This is a genomic window from Gordoniibacillus kamchatkensis (assembly GCF_000829455.1).
In the GTDB taxonomy this organism is placed as follows: Bacteria; Bacillota; Bacilli; order Paenibacillales; family NBRC-103111; genus Gordoniibacillus; species Gordoniibacillus kamchatkensis.
This window is the reverse complement of record NZ_JXAK01000002.1, coordinates 19,921-37,628: the sequence shown is the minus strand read 5'-3', so window position 1 is coordinate 37,628 and position 17,708 is coordinate 19,921. Positions and strand designations below refer to the sequence as shown.

The following is a 17,708-nucleotide window of genomic DNA, read 5'->3' as shown; positions in this document are numbered from 1 at the left end:
CTCTATCATCGCAAAAATGTTGCTGCGCTTGGCGCATAGCCCCATCATAACAGGAAAGGCTAGCGCGCACAAATGGCGGCAGCTACACGAGCACCGTCTCCACAAACACCGTCGTCTGCTTCGCCAGGTCGACTTCTTTAATTTCCAGCCCGCCGTCGTTGTCCTGCCTCGCGATGCGCACGATCGGACGGCTGGGCAAGCCGCGGTGCTGGCCGACGACGACGCCGGTCTCCTTCGTGGAGAGCCGCACCGACGAGCCCGTCGGGTAAATCGACACCGTCTTCAAAAACTGGATAAGCACTTCGCGGTCGAGCTTCGTTCCCGACATCGCCATCATCCGCTCGGTCGCCTCGTGCGGCAACAGCCGCCGGCCTTGCGACAGGTCGAACAGCAAGTTGTCGTACGTATTGGCGACGGCGACGATTTTGGCGTACAAGTGAATCTGGTCACCGCTTAGCTTGCGCGGCAGCCCTTCCCCGTCCGGCTGCTCGTGATGCTGGAACGCCACGTGCGCGATGAGCAAGCTGTATTCGCGCTTGTTTTTCAGCACCTCGAAGCCCCGCCACGTATGGTGCCGCTTGAGGTCTTTGGAATCGTCGTCGGCCGTCAGCTCGACTTTGCCGATGTCGTGCAGGAGCGCGCCGATCGCCAGCTCCTTGAGCTGCGACTGATTGAGGCCGAGATTGAGCCCCATCATGACGGACATCATGCATACGTTCGTAGCGTGCACATACATATCGTTGTCCTTGGTGCGGATGTCGGTCAGCTGAATGAGCACGTCACGGTTTTTCATAATTTCGTCAAGGAGCGAATCGATCGTAATGCTGATCGCCTTCGTGGAAAATCCTTGCCGGAACGGATGGACGCGAACGTCTCGCCCATTTGCTGCATGACGGCCCGTTTCGTTTCCTCGGAGACGACATCTACGATTTCCACATCGTCGGTGGCGGGATCTTTGATATAAAGCATCGTCACCCCGATCCGCTTCAGCGTATTGATCATATAGACGGTAAGCTGAACGCCGTCCGACAGCAAAATGGCACCGTTGCTGGCGAAAATCGTCTTGCCCAAATACTGTCCGGGTTCAACGGCTTCTACATTGATGTATTTCATAATCGACACTCCAACTGTGCTAGTAGTAGGCCTATCTTATCCGTCCGTGTCGGCGCCGGCCGCGTCCGGCCCGCCCAGTCTTCCGAGCGCCTTGTCCAGCGCCTCGATCACGGCAGGCTCCGTCTCCCGCTCCCGCGCTTCACGCAGCGCCGCTGCGGCTTCGCCGCCGCCGATTTTGCCGAGCGCCCACGCCGCCGTCTCGCGCAGCTCCGGCCGCGGATCTTCGGCCAGCAGCTTGGCCAGCGCCGGCACGGCGGAGCGGTCCTTGAAGTTGCCAAGAGCGATGACCGCGTTGCGTTGAATCGGCTTCTTGCCGCGCCACGCCGCGGCGCTTTGGCCGTAACGCTGCTTGAATTCCTTGTTGCCGATCTCCAGCAAAGGCAGCAGAAGCGGCTTGACGAGCTCCGGATCGGGCTGCAGCTCAGGCTGGTGCGCCCAATTTTTGCCCTTGTTGTGCGGGCACACAATTTGGCACGTATCGCAGCCGTACAGCCGGTTGCCGATTTTCTCCTTCATTTCGTCGCTGACAATGCCTTTCGTCTGGGTCACGAACGAGACGCAGCGGCTTGCATTCAACTGTCCGGGGCCGACAAGCGCGCCGGTCGGGCACGCGTCGATGCAAAGCGTGCAGTCGCCGCACAGGTCCGTAATAGGTTTATCGGCAGGAAAAGGGATATTCGTAATCATTTCCCCAAGGTACACCCAGGACCCCCACTCGGGGGTAATGACGGCGCAGTTTTTGCCGCTCCAGCCGATACCCGCCCGTTCCGCTACAGCTCTGTCCACAAGCTCGCCGGTGTCGACCATGCTGCGCACTACGGCGCCTTCGACCCGCTCGTGCAAATAATGCTCCAGACGCTCCAGGCGGCGCCGCAGCACGTGGTGGTAATCTTCGCCCCACGCCGAGCGGGAGATGATCCCCCGGTATGCCCCGGGCTCCGAGCGCGGCGGGTTCGGAAGCTTGGACGGATAGGCCACCGCAATCGAAATGATGGATCGAGGCTCGCTATGGAGCAGCTCGGGATGCGTTCGCTTCTCGATGTCCGGCTCCTCGAAGCCGGATTCGTGGCCGCGCTCGCGATGCCGGTACAACTTATCTTTCAGCTCGACAAAAGGATCCGCGGAAGCAACCCGATCTTGTCGATGCCGAGCTCCGCAGCCTTGCTTCTGATTTCGTTCTTCAGCTCCAGCCAATCTTGAGGAGACGCCGAAGCCGGATCCAGCTTGATAGTCATTGCTTCGTTACAGCCATCCCTTCTTGGAGAACGGCCACAAAATAAATTCCGCCCGCCCTTGCACGAGCGAGAGCGGCACAGGTCCGAACGTGCGGCTGTCCTCGCTGGCATGCAGACGGCGGTTGTCGCCCATGACGAATACTTGCCGCGGGCCGACATCAATCGGCCCGTAGTCGCCGTCTTCGACGGGGGAATCGGTATACGGCTCGTCGGTCTCCTGACCGTTTACATACAGCTTTCCCCGCCGAATTTCCACTTTATCCCCGGCGACCGCCACGACTCTCTTGACGAGGTACGGATGCTCGGCAGTGCTCCGCGCGACCGGCGGCTCCTTCAAAATAACGACATCGCCCCGATGCGGCCGGGTGAGCCAGACGGCGGTCTTATTGACGAACAGCCACTCCCCCTCCTGGATCGTCGGCCGCATCGATTGGCCGCGCACCGTCGAGAAATTGAAGCCGAACTGGTGGATGAGCAGCACCGCGAGCAGCGCTACTCCCGTCGCTTTCATCCAATCCCACACTTCCGCCAAAAAGGGCCGTTCCCCCGCATCCGAATCGCGGCGCTCGCCCATGCGGCTCTCCCCCGCTCTCATCGCGCGGCTCCGCCCTGGCTTCTGTTCCACCGCTCGAAAGAGCGGTAGGCCCAATCGTCGTCAAAAGGAGCGCCGCCGCCCGCAATGCGCTTCAGGAGCGCCTGCAGACCGTTCTGAACTTTCTGGTGGACGGCTTCGGAATAATGATAAGAGGCGCGGTGCTGCTCGTACTCTTCCTGATCGACAATATGCACTTCGCCTCCCGACAACCGGATGACGTCTAAATCGTAGTCGATATAAGTCAGCACGTTTCCGGCCACATAAGGCGGAGAAGCGACATTGCAGTAGTAGCGAACGCCCTGTTCCTCAAGCAGCGCGACGACGTTGTACCACTCGCCCGGAATAAAGAAGGAAATGCCGGGAATGCGACTCGTCCATTCTTTGCCGTCCGCCTCCTGAATTTTGGTCTGCGAGTTGATGAACACCATCATCGCTTCGCGCCGGTGCTCCGGGAGTAGCTGCGCATCGGGCACGAGCCAGTTTTGCAGCCACATGCGATGCAGATGTCCGTCGTGCTTGAAGCTCTTGATCAAATATGGCGTGTATTCGTGCATAGCGTCAAGCACCTCGTGCCTTTTATCCTTGTTACTAATAGAAAAGCATATCCGCTCCCCATTTGCAACGGGTGGCGAGATATGCTTGTATACGTAATTGCTCACAGCCTTGGCGTTAAGCTGGTTGTGAGACGCCTGCGTATTGCTTGCCGTTACTCCTCCAGCTTAACGCCTAAACGCTGATCTTTTTCAAAATGCTGAGGCGGTGCGGAGTGCGCGAGAAATCGGAGGACAAGTAACCGGCCGATTCGTAAACGGGCAGCACCACTTCGTTATGGACGTCGACGGAAATGAAAATTTTGCTCACCTTGCGCATTTGGAAACGCTGCTTTAGCGCGGCAATGAGCGTCTTGCCTATGCCTTTGCGCCGATGCCCGGCGGCAACCGCGATTCGATAGTAGTAACCGTTGTTGTTGTCGATCGTGCCCATAATCATGCCGACAAGCTGCTCGTCCTGCTCTGCCACGAGCACAAGCTCGCTGTCCCAGCCGATTTGGCGGGCGAACGCCTGGATCGTCTCTTCATAGCACTCCTCGGACAATGCTTCCTCCAAAAGCTCGGTTAAAGGCTGATAATCAGCCAGCTGAAAGGAACGTACGATCATCGGTCTCTCCCTAACGCGAAATAACGCGAAAAAATTTTTGCCGTATCTTAATGAATACGACAAAAGAACACGAAGTCCTGCTGAAAAATGCCGGATTTCGCGAAAAACTTTACAAAAACTCAAAATATTTTGTGGAAGCGCTTTATTGCAAGCGATTGCATGGAAAATGCTCGGTTATGCTTCCATTTTGACGCGTTTCACGAATATAGGAAGTTGATTCCGGATATAGTAGTTCGAGGCGGTCATGCAGGCCGAGGACAGAAAGGAGGAACGTTCGGATGGCATTGGAATCGGCGCAGGGGCGCAGACAGCTGCACGACTTAAGTACGCTGGGCACTTCGGCCTGGAGCGACGAGGAGCTTCGCTATCACCACCATGTCATGAGCGAGCTCTCGCCGTGGTTGAACGCGCAGGGCGTTCATATACACGGCCAGATCATTCAGGAAATCGAGCGCCGGGGCGGGCTGAAGCGATAGCCGAGGCATTTTGCACACGCCCGACTTAGTAAACATACATGTTGATTTATTATCGTAAATCGGTCATAATGATAGACGTCACTACATAATTTTGGGAGGTATATGCCATGGCACATCAATTGCCGCCGCTGCCTTACGCAAACAACGCGCTGGAGCCCCACATCGACGAAACGACGATGATGATTCACCACGACCGTCATCACAACGCTTATGTAACGAACCTCAACGCTGCGCTCGACAAGCATCCCGAGCTGCACGACAAGTCGCTGAACGACTTGATCGGCGACCTGAACAGCGTGCCGGAAGACATTCGCACCGCTGTCCGCAACAACGGAGGCGGCCATGCCAACCACTCCCTGTTCTGGGAAACGATCGGCCCGAACGGCGGCGGAGCCCCGACGGGCGCGCTCGCTGCCGCTATCGAAAGCGACCTTGGCGGCTTCGATAAGTTCAAGGAAACTTTCGCCGCTGCCGCTACGACCCGCTTCGGCTCCGGCTGGGCGTTCCTTGTCGTCGGCAAAGACGGCAAGCTGAAAGTATACTCGCTGCCGAACCAAGACAGCCCGATCATGGAAGGCGAAACGCCGATCCTGGGCATCGACGTTTGGGAGCACGCCTACTACCTGAAATACCAAAACAAGCGTCCGGACTACATCCAAGCGTTCTTCAACGTGATCAACTGGGCGGAAGTCGGCAAGCGCTACGAAGCTGCGAAGTAATAAAGCAATGCCTAAAGGGGCCGTCCATGAGACGGCCCCTTGGCGTTTTTGCCGCGGCTGGTCGGCTTATATTTTTGCGGAAACAACGTAAACTACGGATAAAATAAACGCAAGACTGACCGTCATCCCATAGACGTATTTATTGATTCCGGCGGCTGCGTCCCGTTCGTTGCCAGCAATGAGCTTTTTCACCAGCTTTTTGCCAAGGATCGATATCACGATGATAAACAGCAGGATGAAAGTCCCTCCCGCCTTCTCCATGTAGTGCATCCAGAAAGGTTTATCGGACTCATGCGTCATGCCCATGCCGACAAGCATCAGCACGCCGCTGATCAAGACGAGAAAAGAGCTTGGATGAGTAATCATGTTGAACGTCCGAACCGTCCGCTGCGCCAAGGCCCCGACCGCTTTCGACTCCAGCTGCTTTTTCATCAGGACAAGCATTACGGCGATGGCGGCAATGGAACCGACCCATATCGACAACCCGGCTAAATGAAGAAATAGAAACACACCGAACAATGCGTTAACCTCCTTGGGAAAATGTATTGTTGTAGAAAATAGTTCAGCTTAACTCGCCCTCCCTGGCCTATTTTTCGGCGTACGGAGGCTCATATACCCTTTCAGCTGCGTATGGCAATCCTCCTTTAACGGGCATGAAGTTTGGCCTTGTTGCGATAGCTGCGAGCTATATAATCACACGTGTATAGTCACGTATGATTATTTCGACGTGAGTAAGAGTAACAGCTTTTGCGCTTTTAGTCAAGAGTGACTATAATGAACCGTACAGGAGGTGCTTTCATGACGGATGAACGCGAGCTGCTGGTTCTCGGCTTGTTGATGGCCCAAAGCCAGCACGGATACCAGATCAACGAATTCATCGAGAAAAATTTGGGACAAGTATCCGATATGAAAAAAGCGACGGCTTACTCCATTTTGAAGCGCCTCAATCAAGGCGGATTCGTGGAGGTTTCCGTCGAACAAGAAGGCAATCGCCCTCAGCGTCAAATATATACGATTACCCCGAGCGGGGAACGGCGGTTTCTCGAACTGCTGCGAGCCAGCATAGCGACTGCGGACAATGTGACGCCTGCGGGGAATATAGGGTTTATGTTTATCGATCATCTGAACGGGCAAGAGGCCGTTAAACTGCTGGAGGAAAAAATGCAAAAGGTCGACCATTTCCTCGGCATGCTATCCTTGGTCCCGCAGCACGGGCACGGAACCGGGGTCGACCTGTCGATCAAACACCGCATTGCTTTGTTGCAGTGCGAGAAAGACTGGCTCGCTCGGACGATACAAGAACTACGGACTAGGAAAACATAGCCGATAAGGCTGGTTCGAAAAAGATGCGTCCTGCGTCCCCTTAATACAAGTGGTGTTCGATAATCATAACGTCTCCTCTGTCCGCTAGTCCGTTTTAGAGCCATAACGGAACGGTGTTTAATTCTGATCCGCTATCTGACGCAATAACTGGCTCAACTGCGTTTCTGATGTGTGATTGCCGGCAAATAACTCTGTTCCTCGCAAAACAACGCGCAAATTGTGGTAAGATAAGGAACAGCGTGTCGCATTAATGATCTGGGGGATTGTTGCCGTTGCCAAAAGTCATTCAAGTTCAGGAACGCCCGTCGCTGCTCGCCGGCATTCCGCTCAGCCTGCAGCATCTATTCGCGATGTTCGGCTCCACTGTGCTCGTCCCGATTTTGTTCAAGGTGGACCCGGCTACTATTTTGCTCATGAACGGGATCGGGACTTTGCTGTACCTGTTTATCACCAAAGGGAAAATCCCGGCCTACCTCGGCTCCAGCTTCGCCTTCCTGTCGCCCGTCTTCGTCGTTCTGGCCTCGCAAGGCTACCGGGCTGCGCTTGGCGGCTTTATCGTCGTCGGGGTCATCTTCTGCCTTGTCGCGCTTATTATCCGGCTCGCCGGAACGCGCTGGCTTGACGTCGTGTTCCCGCCCGCGGCCATGGGCGCTATCGTCGCCGTCATCGGCCTTGAGCTTGTGCCGACTGCCGCCGGAATGGCCGGGCTGACCGCCCCCTGCCGGCGCCCCGGCGGGCTGGTCGCCGGACGCCGCCACCGTAACCGTCTCGCTCGTCACGCTCGCGGTCGGCGTCGTCGGCTCTGTGCTGTTCCGCGGTTTTCTTAAGGTGATCCCGATTCTCGTCGCGATTGTGGTCGGCTATGCGTTGGCAGGCTTTCTCGGTCTTGTCAAACTGTCCGTAGCGGATGCCGCGTGGCTGCAGCTGCCTACTTTCTACTCGCCCGCTTTCAACTGGCCGAGCATCGCCATTATCGCCCCGGCCGCCCTCGTCGTGATCGCCGAACATATCGGCCACCTGATCGTTACGGGCAACATCGTCGGCCAGGATTTGTCCAAAGATCCCGGTCTGAGCCGCTCGCTGCTCGGCAACGGCATCTCTACGGTCATCTCCGGCTTCGCGGGCTCGACCCCGAACACGACTTACGGCGAAAATATCGGCGTCATGGCGATCAGCCGCGTCTATTCCGTCTGGGTCGTCGGCGCGCCGCCGTCTTGGCGATCGTGCTTTCCTTCGTCGGCAAGCTGTCGGCGCTCATCCAATCGATTCCTACCGCCGTAATGGGCGGCGTGTCCTTGCTGCTGTTCGGCGTCATCGCCGCCTCCGGCATCCGCATGCTGGTCGAGACGAAGGTTGATTACTCGAAGCCCGTCAACCTTGTGCTGACTACCGTCGTGCTCGTCATCGGCATTAGCGGCGCCGCCCTCCGCATCGGTAATTTCGAGCTGAAGGGGATGGCGCTGGCGACGGTGACCGCCATCGTGCTCAGCTTGCTGTTTAAAACGTTCGAAGCGCTGCGGCTGTCGAACGACGACTAGCCCGAAGCCTTCGCCGGCCCCGACAAGCGAAAAGGCGGCAGTGCAGGCCGAGACAATCGGCTTCGCACTGCCGCGTTTTTTTACAAGCAACAGCGGCTAAATTACAACGCGGTGCCGCCGCTGGCGTCAAGCAGTTGGCCGGTCATCCAGCGGCTGTCGGGCGAGGCCAGAAAAGCGGCTATATCCGCAACGTCGCCGGTTTCTCCCCATCGGCCGAAAACGGACAAGCCGGCTGCGAACTTCCGCCCCTCCGGATCCTGCAAAGTTGCGGCATTCATATCGGTGTCGATGATCCCCGGCAGGATTGCATTGACAGTAATACCCCTCGCTCCTAATTGCTTGGCTAACGTCAAAGTAAGCGTATTGACCGCTCCCTTGGTCATGCTGTAAGCGAGAACGTTCGGAAACGCAATCCTTGTCGTAGCCGACGAGATGTTAATGATGCGCCCTCCGTCTCTCATGCGGCGAAGCGCTTGCTGGATCAGGAAGAGCGGAGCTTTGACGTTGATCGCCATCACTTCGTTGAACGAATCTTCCGTGATATCTTCAATTGTACTATACTGCCCGATTCCGGCGTTGTTCACCAAAATATCGAAACCGGTACCGCCCGTCCGCTGCCGCAGCTCCGCATCGAGTATTTCGAAGAGGGCTTGCACCCCGCTTGGCGCCGCAAGCTCCGCCCCGATAGCGAATGCCTCCCCGCCGCTGTTCTCAACGGATCGAACCGTCTCCTCCGCGGCACCACGATTTGCGCCGTAATGAACGGCGACGAGTGCGCCGTCTTGGGCCAGGCGCCGTGCGATGGCCCGTCCTATCCCGCGGCTCGCTCCCGTGACCAATGCAACTTTCCCTTTCAGCTTGCTCATATAACCCATCTCCCTCGGATTTTTTAAACGCAGACGGCGAAGTGTTCCATGTTTTGGCTCTCGTTCGTCTGTTATCGTTTTATCACAAGGGTGCTTTTGAAGTGTTGCTCACATATTGGCGCGCAAGGCTGTACGCAATTTCGGCGCGCTGCCGAAGCTGCCCGGCCAAAGGCGCAAACGTGCGAAACGAAGCGCTGTCCATATTTACAGGGCCAAATGAATGCGTTAACATTACCATATACATCAAGCAAAACGATGCTTGAAACGTCTGCACCGGAGGTGTTGGCATGGCCGTTACGATTGTCGATGTCGCGAAAAGAGCCGGAGTATCCCCTTCCACCGTATCGCGGGTCATTTCCGGACATCCGCGCATCAGCCCCGCTACCGTTAACAAGGTTAAAGAAATTATGGCAGATATGGGCTACCATCCGAACGTAATGGCCAAAAGTCTCGTCTCCAAAACAACGAGCACGATCGGCATCGTCTTGCCCCGACCTGCGGAAGAGCTGTTCCAGAACATGTTTTTTCCGGAAGTGATTCGCGGCATCGTGACGCATTCGTCGCGAACTTCCTACGACCTCCTGATGGCGACGGGCGTTACCGAACGCGAAGAGCTGGAGGCGGTCATCCGGCTCGTCAAAGGACGCCGTGTCGACGGCCTTCTGCTGCTGCACTCCCGCAAGCGCGATCCGCTCGTCAACTTTTTGCGGGAGGAGCATTTTCCGTTCGTGCTCGTCGGGAGGAGCGAGGAGCATGCCGACATTTTGTCCGTCGACAACGACAATGTACAAGCGTCCTACGATGCAACCCGCCACCTCATCTCGCAGGGCCACCGGCGGATCGGGTTCGTGAGCGGGCCGCCGAATTTGGTCGTATCCATGGACCGGCTCGCCGGTTACCGCCAGGCGCTGGCGGAAGCGGGTCTCGCATCGTCTCCGGAATGGATCGTGGAAGGGGAATTTTTGCAGGAGAGCGGCTATCAGGCGATGTCGTTCTTCATGAGCTTGCCGGAGCGTCCGACGGCCATCGTCGTCATTGACGACCTCGTGGGGTTCGGCGTTTTGCGCGGGCTGACCGAGCTCGGCTTCAAAGTGCCGCAAGATCTCGGCATCATCGGCTTCAACAATACCCCGATGGCGGAGCTCGCCACCCCTCCGCTCAGCTCGGTCGACATCGGCATATACCAGATCGGCTACACGGCGTCGCAAATGCTGATCCGCCGCATCAAAGGCGAGAAAACGATGCAGCCTCGCGCCGTCATTCCGCACCGCCTCGTCGTGCGCGAATCGAGCCTTCCTCCCGTGTAAACCCGCCTATTGCCGGATCGACAGCAAAACGATCACGACCCTGAAGCCGAACCGGATGCGCGACAACTAGCCGGCAAGCCGTCGCGTCAGCCCTGTTTGAACGCCTCCCGGAATATCCGTACAAAAACGTTCGGAAACGCGTACTGCTCCATTTCCTCGTGTCCCATCCAGCGATAGTGAAACGGCGTCAGCTCCGGCAGCGCGCCGCCGGTCTTGCCGTCCGCAGAAGCGAGACGGCACCGGTACACTTGCATGTCCCAATGAATGTGGCTGAACGTATGCTCGGCGTGCATAAACGGTTCCTGCGGCAAGACATCGAGCGTTTCGTCCTGCAGCAGTCGGCCTTGCAGGAGCCGCATCGCTTCGTCATCCGTTGTGCCGGCGCCCTGCTCGACCAAAATATGCGGCAGCTCCCACATGCGCGCGAGCAGCCCTTCCTGCGGCCGCTGGCGGATGAGCACTTTGCCGGCATGCTCGCCGCTCCCTTCGATAAAGGCGGCCAGCCGGCGCTCCGGGCGCGGCGGCTTCGCCTTTTTTTTGACGGGAAGGTCGTCTTCTCTCCCTTCGTGGCGGGCGGCGCAGCGCTCCATGACAGGGCATGTGAGGCATTGCGGCGACCGCGGAGAGCAGACGAGCGCGCCGAACTCCATCAGCGCCTGATTGAAATCGCCGGCCTCCCCGTCCGGGATAAGGCTGCGCGCGAGCTTCTCCATGACGGTGCGCGTGCCCGGCTTCATAATATCTTCCTCAATAAGAAAAAAGCGCGCCAGCACCCGCATCACGTTGCCGTCGACAGCAGGCTCCGGCTTGTTGTAGGCGATGGACAAAATGGCGCCGGACGTGTACGGTCCAACCCCTTTGAGCGTGGCGATGTCCTCTTTCGTATCCGGCACAACGCCGCCGTAACGTTCCTTCACTTCGCGGACGGCACTTTGCAAATTGCGGGCGCGCGAATAGTAGCCGAGCCCTTCCCACAGCTTCAGCACTTCCTCTTCCGGCGCGGCGGCGAGGGCATCGATCGTCGGGAACCGTTCCAGAAACCGGTGATAGTAAGGAATGACCGTTTCGACGCGGGTCTGCTGCAGCATCACTTCGGACACCCATATATGGTAAGGATCGCGGCTCCGCCGCCAAGGCAGGTCGCGCTTGCCCCGCCGGTACCAAGCAAGCAGACGCTCGGCGAAGTATTCCCGGTGAGGATAGTCAGATGATGGCATATTTTCTCCTCCTGCACGATATTATATCATAGGCCGGAACGCTGCGCGGAGGTGGCGAAGCCCGTCACATCTTGTCACATTTTTGTCAAAAATGTATTGCCAATACGACAAAATGTCGCTATAATGCAAATTGGCAAGCCCATTATGAAAATTAGGGGGGGCATTTCATGAACGAACAATTTCAGGCCGGGCCGGCGAACGGCGGCTATTCGAATCAACAAATGGCGCCGGTCATTTCGCTGAAAGAATGGATGATCACCATTTTGCTGCTCGCGATTCCGCTCGTCAACATCATTATGCTGTTCGTGTGGGCGTTCGGCGGCGGCGCGAATCCGTCCAAGTCGAACTATGCCAAGGCAGCGCTCATTTGGGCGGCAATCGGAATCGTGCTTTACATCATTTTTGGCGTTATCATTTTCGGAGCGATGATGTCTTCGATGAGATAAATATCCCGATGCAACATGAAGCGGCGATCGCTTCCGCACGATGCGGGGCGGTCGCCGCTTTTTCCCGTGCATGATTATTCCATAAGCGGCTTACACTACTAATCATTCCGAGCTTTAAATGGAGTGTATGCTTATGGTCTTTTCCAGCTTCGTGTTCTTGTTCGCCTTCCTTCCCCTCGCGCTTTTATGCTATTTTGCCGCCCCTGCCAAATGGAAGAACGCGGTCCTGCTCGTCTTTTCCTTAGTGTTCTATGCTTGGGGAGAGCCGGTGTGGATCGCGGTTTTGCTGTTCAACGTGTTCGTCGGCTGGGTCGGGGGGCTGCTCATAGAGCAAAGCCGCGGCCGGACCCGCGCGAGGACCGTTCTCATCGTTTCGATCGCGTGCCAAGTGCTGTTTCTGTTTTATTTCAAATACTTGGGACTCGCAGTGAAAACTGTTGCTGCGCTCGCTTCGGTTGCGATCCCTTACCGCGATCCGGGCTTGCCGATCGGCATTTCCTTCTTCACCTTCCATCTGATCAGCTACCTCGTGGACGTGTACCGCGGCGAAGCGCCGGCGCTCCGCACGTATTCCAAGCTCCTGCTCTACATCTCGATGTTCCCTCAGCTGGTAGCCGGGCCGATTATTCGTTACGCGGACGTCCAAAGTCAGCTAAGCCGCCGTACCGCCACCGTCGCGGAATTCAGTTACGGGGTCGGGCGCTTCGTCATTGGACTCGCCAAAAAAGTCATATTGGCCAATGCCCTGTCCGATATTTCCCCCGCTTTTCTGGACGGCAATTTGCAAAACTTGCCGCTGCTCGGAGCGTGGCTCGGCATCGTCCTGTTTGCTCTGCACATCTATTTCGACTTCTCCGGCTATTCGGATATGGCGATCGGTCTCGGCCGAATGTTCGGGTTCACCTTTAAGGAAAATTTCGACTACCCTTATATCTCGAGGAGCGCGACCGAGTTTTGGCGACGTTGGAACATATCCGTTGGAGCCTTTTTTCGGGATTACGTCTACATTCCTTTAGGCGGCAACCGCCGGCGTCCCTGGCTCAATTTATTCGCCGTCTGGTTTCTGACCGGATTGTGGCATGGGGCCAGCTGGAATTTTGTCGTATGGGGTCTGTACTTCGGCGCATTCATCGCGCTGGAGAAACGGTTTTTGCTCGGTGCGCTGTCGCGTTTGCCGCAATGGATATCCCATCTGTATTTCATCGCTATTGTACTCGTCGGCTGGGTATTCTTCTATTTTGAATCGATGCGCCGCGGGGGTGCGTTCCTTCGTGCCATGTTCGGCCTGAACGGCGCCCCCGCAATCAATGCCGAAACGCTGATTCAGCTGCAAAATCACGTATGGCTGCTTCTCGTCGCCGTCATCGCCGCGACACCGCTGCCGAAACGTATCCACAGTCTCTTGACCGAGCGGGGAAAGCTGTCCGCCAATGCTTTTTACGTGCACGGCTTGGTCCCGGCCGCCATTTTGGCGCTATTGTCGATCTCCGCCATCCTGTTGGTCGGGAAAACGTACACGCCGTTTTTTTATTTCCGCTTTTGACCGGGATGGTGAATGAGGTATGCGTACTGGCTCCTTCATGCAAATTGCGGTGTTTATCGGATTTCTTGTTGCGGGTGCGGCGGGCGTTATGATTTTTGGCGGCAAGGATAAAATCTCGGAATCGGAAAATCGCGCGCTCGCCCCGTATCCCGTCTGCTCCTTGCGATCCATGATGTCGGGCGGCTATTTTCGCCAGCTCGAAAATTTTGTCGCCGACCATATCGCCTTCCGCGACGCGCTCGTTCAAATCAGCAAATATATTTCCACATGGCACGGTGTGGCGGGGCGGGATTCGATTGTGATCGTGCCTTCCAAAGCCAACAATACGAGTGAATCTCAGCAGGTGCCTCAAGGAAGTCACGTGGCCGAAGCCGTGCCGGTGCCGGAGCGAGTTGTGAATGGGCCTGCGCCCGCAGGGAGGGATGCGGAACCGCTTCAGGACGAGAAGTTCCGTGTCCAAGGGAAAGTGGCGGTCGTCGGGGATAGGGCCGTGAATTTGTTTAAATACGATGCTGCCGCCGGACAAGCTTACGCCGATGCCATTAACGACATTGGAAAAGCGCTGGACCGGGCCATGCCGAATCAAGTCCGGACATCGGTCCTGCTTGCTCCGACGGCGGCTCACTTCGTTCGTTCCGCGAAGCTGAAGTCGTTGTCCGATTCGCAGAAAGAAGCCATCGACAAAGTGTACGGCCGTATCGAGTCAAAGGTCAAAAAAGTTGACGTTCTATCGATGTTGGAGCAGCATGCCGATGAATCGCTTTACTTTCGCACGGATCATCATTGGACTGCCAACGGAGCTTATTACGCTTATGCGGCGTATGTGCAATCGTTGGGGCTGCAGCCGGCGCCGCTCGCCAGTTACTCGAAGGGCCAGGCGGCGGGCTTTCTGGGCTCGCTTTACGCCTCGACGATGAACCGCCGGCTGGCGGAGCATCCCGACGACGTCGTCTATTACATGCCGAGCGTGAAGCATCAATATGTTGTCCATTACAGCGGCCCGCTGCAAATGCCTCTCATCGATTTGAGCCATGCCCAGAGGAAGAACAAATACCGCATTTTCCTGAGCGGGGATCGGCCCTGGGCGCAAATCACCACGGACGTGAACAACGGGCGGCGGCTTGCCGTCGTGAAAGATTCGTACGGCAACGCATTCGTCCCTTTTCTGCTCCCGCACTATAGCGAAATATTTGTGGTCGATCCGCGCCAATTCGGCCAGTCTATCGCCGCATTTATGCAAAAACGCGGCATTCACGAGCTGCTCTTTGTGAATAATGCGGAAGTGACGATGGATTTAGGCTTTGCAGAGCAGTTGCAGAAGCTTATTAAGGAGTAGGCCGGTTGGTTGGGGTGGTTGTGCGGGGCGCTGGTGTGGGGAGGTTCGATCGTATGGACTGGTTGATTGATTGATTGATTGTTGGTTGGTTCGGAACGTTTGCCGGCATGCTGGATCAACTAGTCGGCTAGCTTGGCTAGGCTGACTAGCTCTTTTGCGGCTTGGAATTGGTGAAGTGCCCGGTTCCTCGAGGGGTCGGGTTTTTTGCCGTTCGGAGCCGGTTTCGGGCGAGATTTTGATATGCCGAAGGTGCACCTTCAGCCCGAAAACCCTTCTCTTGCGCAGCGCCATTCAATGCCTGTGGTTCGGGGCTTCGCTTGTCATGCAGGCGGGGATCGGCTAGACTTGGAGTATTCAAGGAGTTGGTTAGAGAATGGCGAATGTGAACAGGCTCGTTAAGAACGCCGAAACGGCCCGGCCTCGGAGTTGGGCGCAGTTTGCGCCGTGGTTGGCGCTATGGGGATGCGCTGGCATCATTCGGGCTTTGCTGCTGTATGCTTCACTTTGGATCGAACTGCAGGCTGCCGCCGATATCGTCGTCTGGGCCGCAAGCGCCGTCACGGCCGTCGGCGTGCTGGCGTGGCTGCTGCGCAGCTCTAAGGAAGCGCGCTCGGGCGCGCTGCAGACAGCGCTGCCCGTGCTGATGGTGCTCGCTTCCGTTTGCTTGCTGGATTACGTGCACGCCGTCGACTCTTTTTTCATGCCGATGTTCCGCACATTAGTATTGGCCGTAGCGTTCGTCTACACAGGAGTGGTAGCATCCGCGGCATGTTAGCGCTCGGGCTGTGGCTGTTCGCCGCCGCACTCGTCTTCGGCGTCTGGTATTTGGGCTACTCCCCCATCGGGCTGGAAGGACTGAGCGGCCTGGCCCTCTTGGTTGCGGCTGTTTTCGTTCGACGGGAAGCCTTGTGTGAGGAAGTTAGTGGCAAGTAGAGGTGATACGGGGCGCGGATCGGAAGCGGCGGCGCCAAGGTGAGTTGGGCGCCCGGGACGCGGGGCGGTATGTGGCAGCGCGAGGTGAGTTGGGCGCTCTAGACGTGGTGAGTTATGTGACGATGCCGTGGTGGTTTGTACGTGGTGCGGTGTAATGCGGTGCCGAGGCCGGTTGAGCGTCCGGGACATGGGACGGGATGCGGCGGCGCTGTTGATTCGGCGCTGGGACGTGGCGACGGTGTGTGCCTGCACCGGAGCAAGTATGTGGCCGCTTGGTGCATCACTCACTGCTAGTAGCAGAGAAGAAGCTACAGGTCTAGGCCCGACGGTGGGATGCGCCAGCAGTTTAGTTCCCGATGACGGAGCTGGGTTGGATGTTTGTCTCGGTTGTCGGGCATAGCGGAACGTAGTTCCGCTATGCCCGCAATTCTGAGGTGATGACCCCGCATTAGCGGAATACAGTTCCGCTATTTCGCTCGAATATGGCGAAAATAAGCTTTAAATCAGGCAATAACGGAACACTTTTCCGCTAACATTGGGAAATTACCGGGAAATACCGGAATAGCGGAACAGCGTTCCGTTAACGCGCCGCATTCCGACTTCGATTGGCGATACTAGCCAGTATTTGGTCGACTAGAACCGAACAATGAGTAACGAAGAGGCGATCGTATTGCGACTACAAAAACTAGTGCAAAAACGCCAGAACAAGCGACCGTATAGCCTAAACTGGCAATCGCTTGTTTCTGGAAAGCTGGCGTTTAACCCGGTCGGACTCATGAGCAACCTTGCCAGGCGCTTGAGCAATCCGGGCAGGTGGGCAGCGCGTTTGGATGAACAAGCCTCCCGGCAAGGCGGACTGGCGCTTGACACGAACACAGACAGGCAAGCGCTCAGCAACGCGATTGAGCAGGCGAGTGGCGCGGACACGAGCAATCATGCGGCCAGCGCGGCCGAGCGCGAGCGCGGCCGGAGCGGCCGCGTACGCGGCATAGCGGCGGCTGCGGCATTGGCGGCGATAGCGGTAGCGCTCGCCGCCTGCGGTGGAGCCGGCGCGAAAGCGGGCGGTGGCGCGGCCTCCGGCAAGGAGGCCGCCGCCGGACCGCTGGCGCAGACGAGCGAGCCGGTGCAGGCGCTGTACAAAGCGACCTGCCAAGCGTGCCACGGCGCTGATCTCGCCGGACGCGCCGGGCCGGTCACGAACCTGCAGCACGTAGGCAGCAAGTTGACGGAGGAGCAGATCGCCGCGCAAATTACGCGCGGCGGAGGCAACATGCCCGGCTTCGGCAACAAGCTGAAGCCGGATGAGGTCGCCGCCCTGGCCGCATGGCTGGCGGCGGTCAAATAGCCCGCGCCGGCGGCCGAGTATGGCCGCATGCGCGGGCTAACGCGAACAAGCCCGAGCCGGGCCGCCCGCAGCAGGCGGCCCAGGCGCCAATGCCGACCGTGCGCGCCGCGCCGAGCAAATGCTCGGCCGCGCCGCTTCGGCTTTGGCGCCTAGCTCGGGCTTGTTCGCTCGGCGATGGCGTACGCCGCCGCCATCGCGGCGCTGTGCGTGATGGAGAGGTGGATCGTCACCTCTCCATCACGCCAGCCGAGCCGGCTGAGCGCAGCCGGCTCGAGCGTGCACCCGGGCTTGCCGTGCAAGCCCGGCAGCACCTCCAGGTCGCGGAAGCCGACCTGGGCGCCGATGCCGCAGCCAATAGCCTTGACGACGGCTTCTTTGGCTGCGAACCGGCCGGCGGCGAACTCCGCCAGCCGGCCTTTGCGCTGCGCCGCGAGCTCCAGCTCCGCCGGAGTGAGCACCCGCTGCAGGAACCGCATCCCCGACTTGCTCTCCACGATGCGCCGCATCCGCTCAATGTCCAGCAGGTCGACGCCTACCCCGATAATCACCGACATTCTT

The 17,708-nt window shown here is 57.8% G+C and carries 18 protein-coding genes and 2 pseudogenes; 10 read left to right on the top strand and 10 right to left on the bottom strand.

Features of this window, described 5'->3' with window-relative positions; translation table 11 throughout:
* Positions 1-82: 82 nt before the first annotated feature.
* The 6 genes and pseudogenes from SD70_RS01380 to SD70_RS01360 all read right to left on the bottom strand — a co-directional run bounded on the left by SD70_RS01380 (position 83) and on the right by SD70_RS01360 (position 4,101).
* A pseudogene (locus tag SD70_RS01380) lies at positions 83-1,113 on the bottom strand (HD-GYP domain-containing protein).
* Between the two features lie 36 nt (positions 1,114-1,149).
* The gene (gene queG / locus SD70_RS01375) at positions 1,150-2,205 is read right to left on the bottom strand and encodes a tRNA epoxyqueuosine(34) reductase QueG (RefSeq protein ID WP_394297929.1); all 1,056 of its coding nucleotides are present in this window, start codon (positions 2,203-2,205) and stop codon (positions 1,150-1,152) included.
* A gap of 8 nt (positions 2,206-2,213) precedes the next feature.
* A complete protein-coding gene (locus tag SD70_RS40115) occupies positions 2,214-2,348 on the bottom strand; it encodes a hypothetical protein (RefSeq protein ID WP_394297928.1) in 135 nt (44 codons plus the stop codon).
* 7 nt (positions 2,349-2,355) lie between these two features.
* Positions 2,356-2,943, bottom strand: coding sequence for a signal peptidase I (gene lepB, locus SD70_RS01370; RefSeq protein WP_052486935.1), 588 nt, complete (start codon positions 2,941-2,943; stop codon positions 2,356-2,358).
* Positions 2,940-3,497 carry a DUF402 domain-containing protein gene (locus SD70_RS01365; RefSeq protein ID WP_041044939.1) on the bottom strand — a complete coding sequence of 186 codons (558 nt, stop codon included), beginning with the start codon at positions 3,495-3,497 and terminating at the stop codon, positions 2,940-2,942. The genes lepB and SD70_RS01365 overlap by 4 nt, the downstream gene beginning before the upstream one ends.
* A 172-nt stretch (positions 3,498-3,669) precedes the next feature.
* Positions 3,670-4,101 carry a GNAT family N-acetyltransferase gene (locus tag SD70_RS01360; RefSeq protein WP_041044938.1) on the bottom strand — a complete coding sequence of 144 codons (432 nt, stop codon included), beginning with the start codon at positions 4,099-4,101 and terminating at the stop codon, positions 3,670-3,672.
* Positions 4,102-4,379: 278 nt separating this feature from the next.
* Between SD70_RS01360 and SD70_RS01355 the strand changes: the two genes are divergently transcribed.
* Complete coding sequence (locus SD70_RS01355; RefSeq protein ID WP_041044935.1) at positions 4,380-4,577, top strand: hypothetical protein; 198 nt, start codon at positions 4,380-4,382, stop codon at positions 4,575-4,577.
* A gap of 107 nt (positions 4,578-4,684) precedes the next feature.
* Entirely contained in the window at positions 4,685-5,296 is a 612-nt protein-coding gene (locus SD70_RS01350) for a superoxide dismutase (RefSeq protein WP_041044933.1), read from the top strand.
* Between the two features lie 66 nt (positions 5,297-5,362).
* On the opposite strand, the gene SD70_RS01345 is transcribed toward SD70_RS01350, so the two are convergent.
* Complete coding sequence (locus SD70_RS01345; protein WP_041044931.1) at positions 5,363-5,815, bottom strand: hypothetical protein; 453 nt, start codon at positions 5,813-5,815, stop codon at positions 5,363-5,365.
* A gap of 279 nt (positions 5,816-6,094) precedes the next feature.
* On the opposite strand from SD70_RS01345, the gene SD70_RS01340 reads away from it, so the two are divergent.
* Both SD70_RS01340 and uraA read left to right on the top strand, forming a co-directional pair.
* Positions 6,095-6,619: a PadR family transcriptional regulator gene (locus SD70_RS01340; RefSeq protein ID WP_041044929.1), complete on the top strand. Its 525-nt coding sequence runs from the start codon at positions 6,095-6,097 to the stop codon at positions 6,617-6,619.
* A gap of 272 nt (positions 6,620-6,891) precedes the next feature.
* Positions 6,892-8,157, top strand: a pseudogene (gene uraA, locus SD70_RS01335) (uracil permease).
* A 101-nt stretch (positions 8,158-8,258) separates the two neighbouring features.
* Here uraA and SD70_RS01330 read toward each other — a convergent pair.
* Positions 8,259-9,023, bottom strand: coding sequence for an SDR family oxidoreductase (locus tag SD70_RS01330; RefSeq protein ID WP_041044927.1), 765 nt, complete (start codon positions 9,021-9,023; stop codon positions 8,259-8,261).
* A gap of 287 nt (positions 9,024-9,310) precedes the next feature.
* Here SD70_RS01330 and SD70_RS01325 point away from each other — a divergent pair, with 287 nt between their 5' ends.
* The gene (locus SD70_RS01325; RefSeq protein ID WP_041044925.1) at positions 9,311-10,330 is read left to right on the top strand and encodes a LacI family DNA-binding transcriptional regulator; all 1,020 of its coding nucleotides are present in this window, start codon (positions 9,311-9,313) and stop codon (positions 10,328-10,330) included.
* 86 nt (positions 10,331-10,416) lie between these two features.
* Here SD70_RS01325 and mutY read toward each other — a convergent pair whose 3' ends face one another.
* Positions 10,417-11,547: an A/G-specific adenine glycosylase gene (gene mutY / locus SD70_RS01320; RefSeq protein WP_041044923.1), complete on the bottom strand. Its 1,131-nt coding sequence runs from the start codon at positions 11,545-11,547 to the stop codon at positions 10,417-10,419.
* 167 nt (positions 11,548-11,714) lie between these two features.
* Here mutY and SD70_RS01315 point away from each other — a divergent pair, with 167 nt between their 5' ends.
* The 5 genes from SD70_RS01315 (at position 11,715) to SD70_RS34405 (ending at position 17,150) form a co-directional block, all read left to right on the top strand.
* Positions 11,715-11,993 (top strand): hypothetical protein, encoded by a 279-nt coding sequence (locus SD70_RS01315; RefSeq protein ID WP_052486934.1) that lies wholly within the window; start codon positions 11,715-11,717, stop codon positions 11,991-11,993.
* A gap of 133 nt (positions 11,994-12,126) precedes the next feature.
* Positions 12,127-13,536, top strand: coding sequence for an MBOAT family O-acyltransferase (locus tag SD70_RS01310; RefSeq protein WP_041044921.1), 1,410 nt, complete (start codon positions 12,127-12,129; stop codon positions 13,534-13,536).
* Positions 13,537-13,555: 19 nt separating this feature from the next.
* Complete coding sequence (locus SD70_RS01305; protein ID WP_082053044.1) at positions 13,556-14,872, top strand: DHHW family protein; 1,317 nt, start codon at positions 13,556-13,558, stop codon at positions 14,870-14,872.
* Positions 14,873-15,245: 373 nt separating this feature from the next.
* Positions 15,246-15,647, top strand: a complete 402-nt coding sequence (locus SD70_RS01300) for a hypothetical protein (RefSeq protein WP_041044917.1) — start codon at positions 15,246-15,248, stop codon at positions 15,645-15,647.
* A gap of 984 nt (positions 15,648-16,631) precedes the next feature.
* A complete protein-coding gene (locus tag SD70_RS34405) occupies positions 16,632-17,150 on the top strand; it encodes a c-type cytochrome (RefSeq protein ID WP_231570977.1) in 519 nt (172 codons plus the stop codon).
* 149 nt (positions 17,151-17,299) lie between these two features.
* On the opposite strand, the gene acpS is transcribed toward SD70_RS34405, so the two are convergent.
* Positions 17,300-17,698, bottom strand: a complete 399-nt coding sequence (gene acpS, locus SD70_RS01290) for a holo-ACP synthase (RefSeq protein WP_041045171.1) — start codon at positions 17,696-17,698, stop codon at positions 17,300-17,302.
* Between the last annotated feature and the right edge of the window lie 10 nt (positions 17,699-17,708).

Coding starts and splice junctions, on each gene's coding strand:
- SD70_RS40115 (WP_394297928.1), bottom strand. CDS start 2,348: ATGACTATCAAGCTGGATCCGGCTTCGGCGTCTCCTCAAGATTGGCTG.
- lepB (WP_052486935.1), bottom strand. CDS start 2,943: ATGAGAGCGGGGGAGAGCCGCATGGGCGAGCGCCGCGATTCGGATGCG.
- SD70_RS01365 (WP_041044939.1), bottom strand. CDS start 3,497: ATGCACGAATACACGCCATATTTGATCAAGAGCTTCAAGCACGACGGA.
- SD70_RS01360 (WP_041044938.1), bottom strand. CDS start 4,101: ATGATCGTACGTTCCTTTCAGCTGGCTGATTATCAGCCTTTAACCGAG.
- SD70_RS01355 (WP_041044935.1), top strand. CDS start 4,380: ATGGCATTGGAATCGGCGCAGGGGCGCAGACAGCTGCACGACTTAAGT.
- SD70_RS01350 (WP_041044933.1), top strand. CDS start 4,685: ATGGCACATCAATTGCCGCCGCTGCCTTACGCAAACAACGCGCTGGAG.
- SD70_RS01340 (WP_041044929.1), top strand. CDS start 6,095: ATGACGGATGAACGCGAGCTGCTGGTTCTCGGCTTGTTGATGGCCCAA.
- SD70_RS01330 (WP_041044927.1), bottom strand. CDS start 9,023: ATGAGCAAGCTGAAAGGGAAAGTTGCATTGGTCACGGGAGCGAGCCGC.
- SD70_RS01325 (WP_041044925.1), top strand. CDS start 9,311: ATGGCCGTTACGATTGTCGATGTCGCGAAAAGAGCCGGAGTATCCCCT.
- mutY (WP_041044923.1), bottom strand. CDS start 11,547: ATGCCATCATCTGACTATCCTCACCGGGAATACTTCGCCGAGCGTCTG.
- SD70_RS01315 (WP_052486934.1), top strand. CDS start 11,715: ATGAACGAACAATTTCAGGCCGGGCCGGCGAACGGCGGCTATTCGAAT.
- SD70_RS01310 (WP_041044921.1), top strand. CDS start 12,127: ATGGTCTTTTCCAGCTTCGTGTTCTTGTTCGCCTTCCTTCCCCTCGCG.
- SD70_RS01305 (WP_082053044.1), top strand. CDS start 13,556: ATGCGTACTGGCTCCTTCATGCAAATTGCGGTGTTTATCGGATTTCTT.
- SD70_RS01300 (WP_041044917.1), top strand. CDS start 15,246: ATGGCGAATGTGAACAGGCTCGTTAAGAACGCCGAAACGGCCCGGCCT.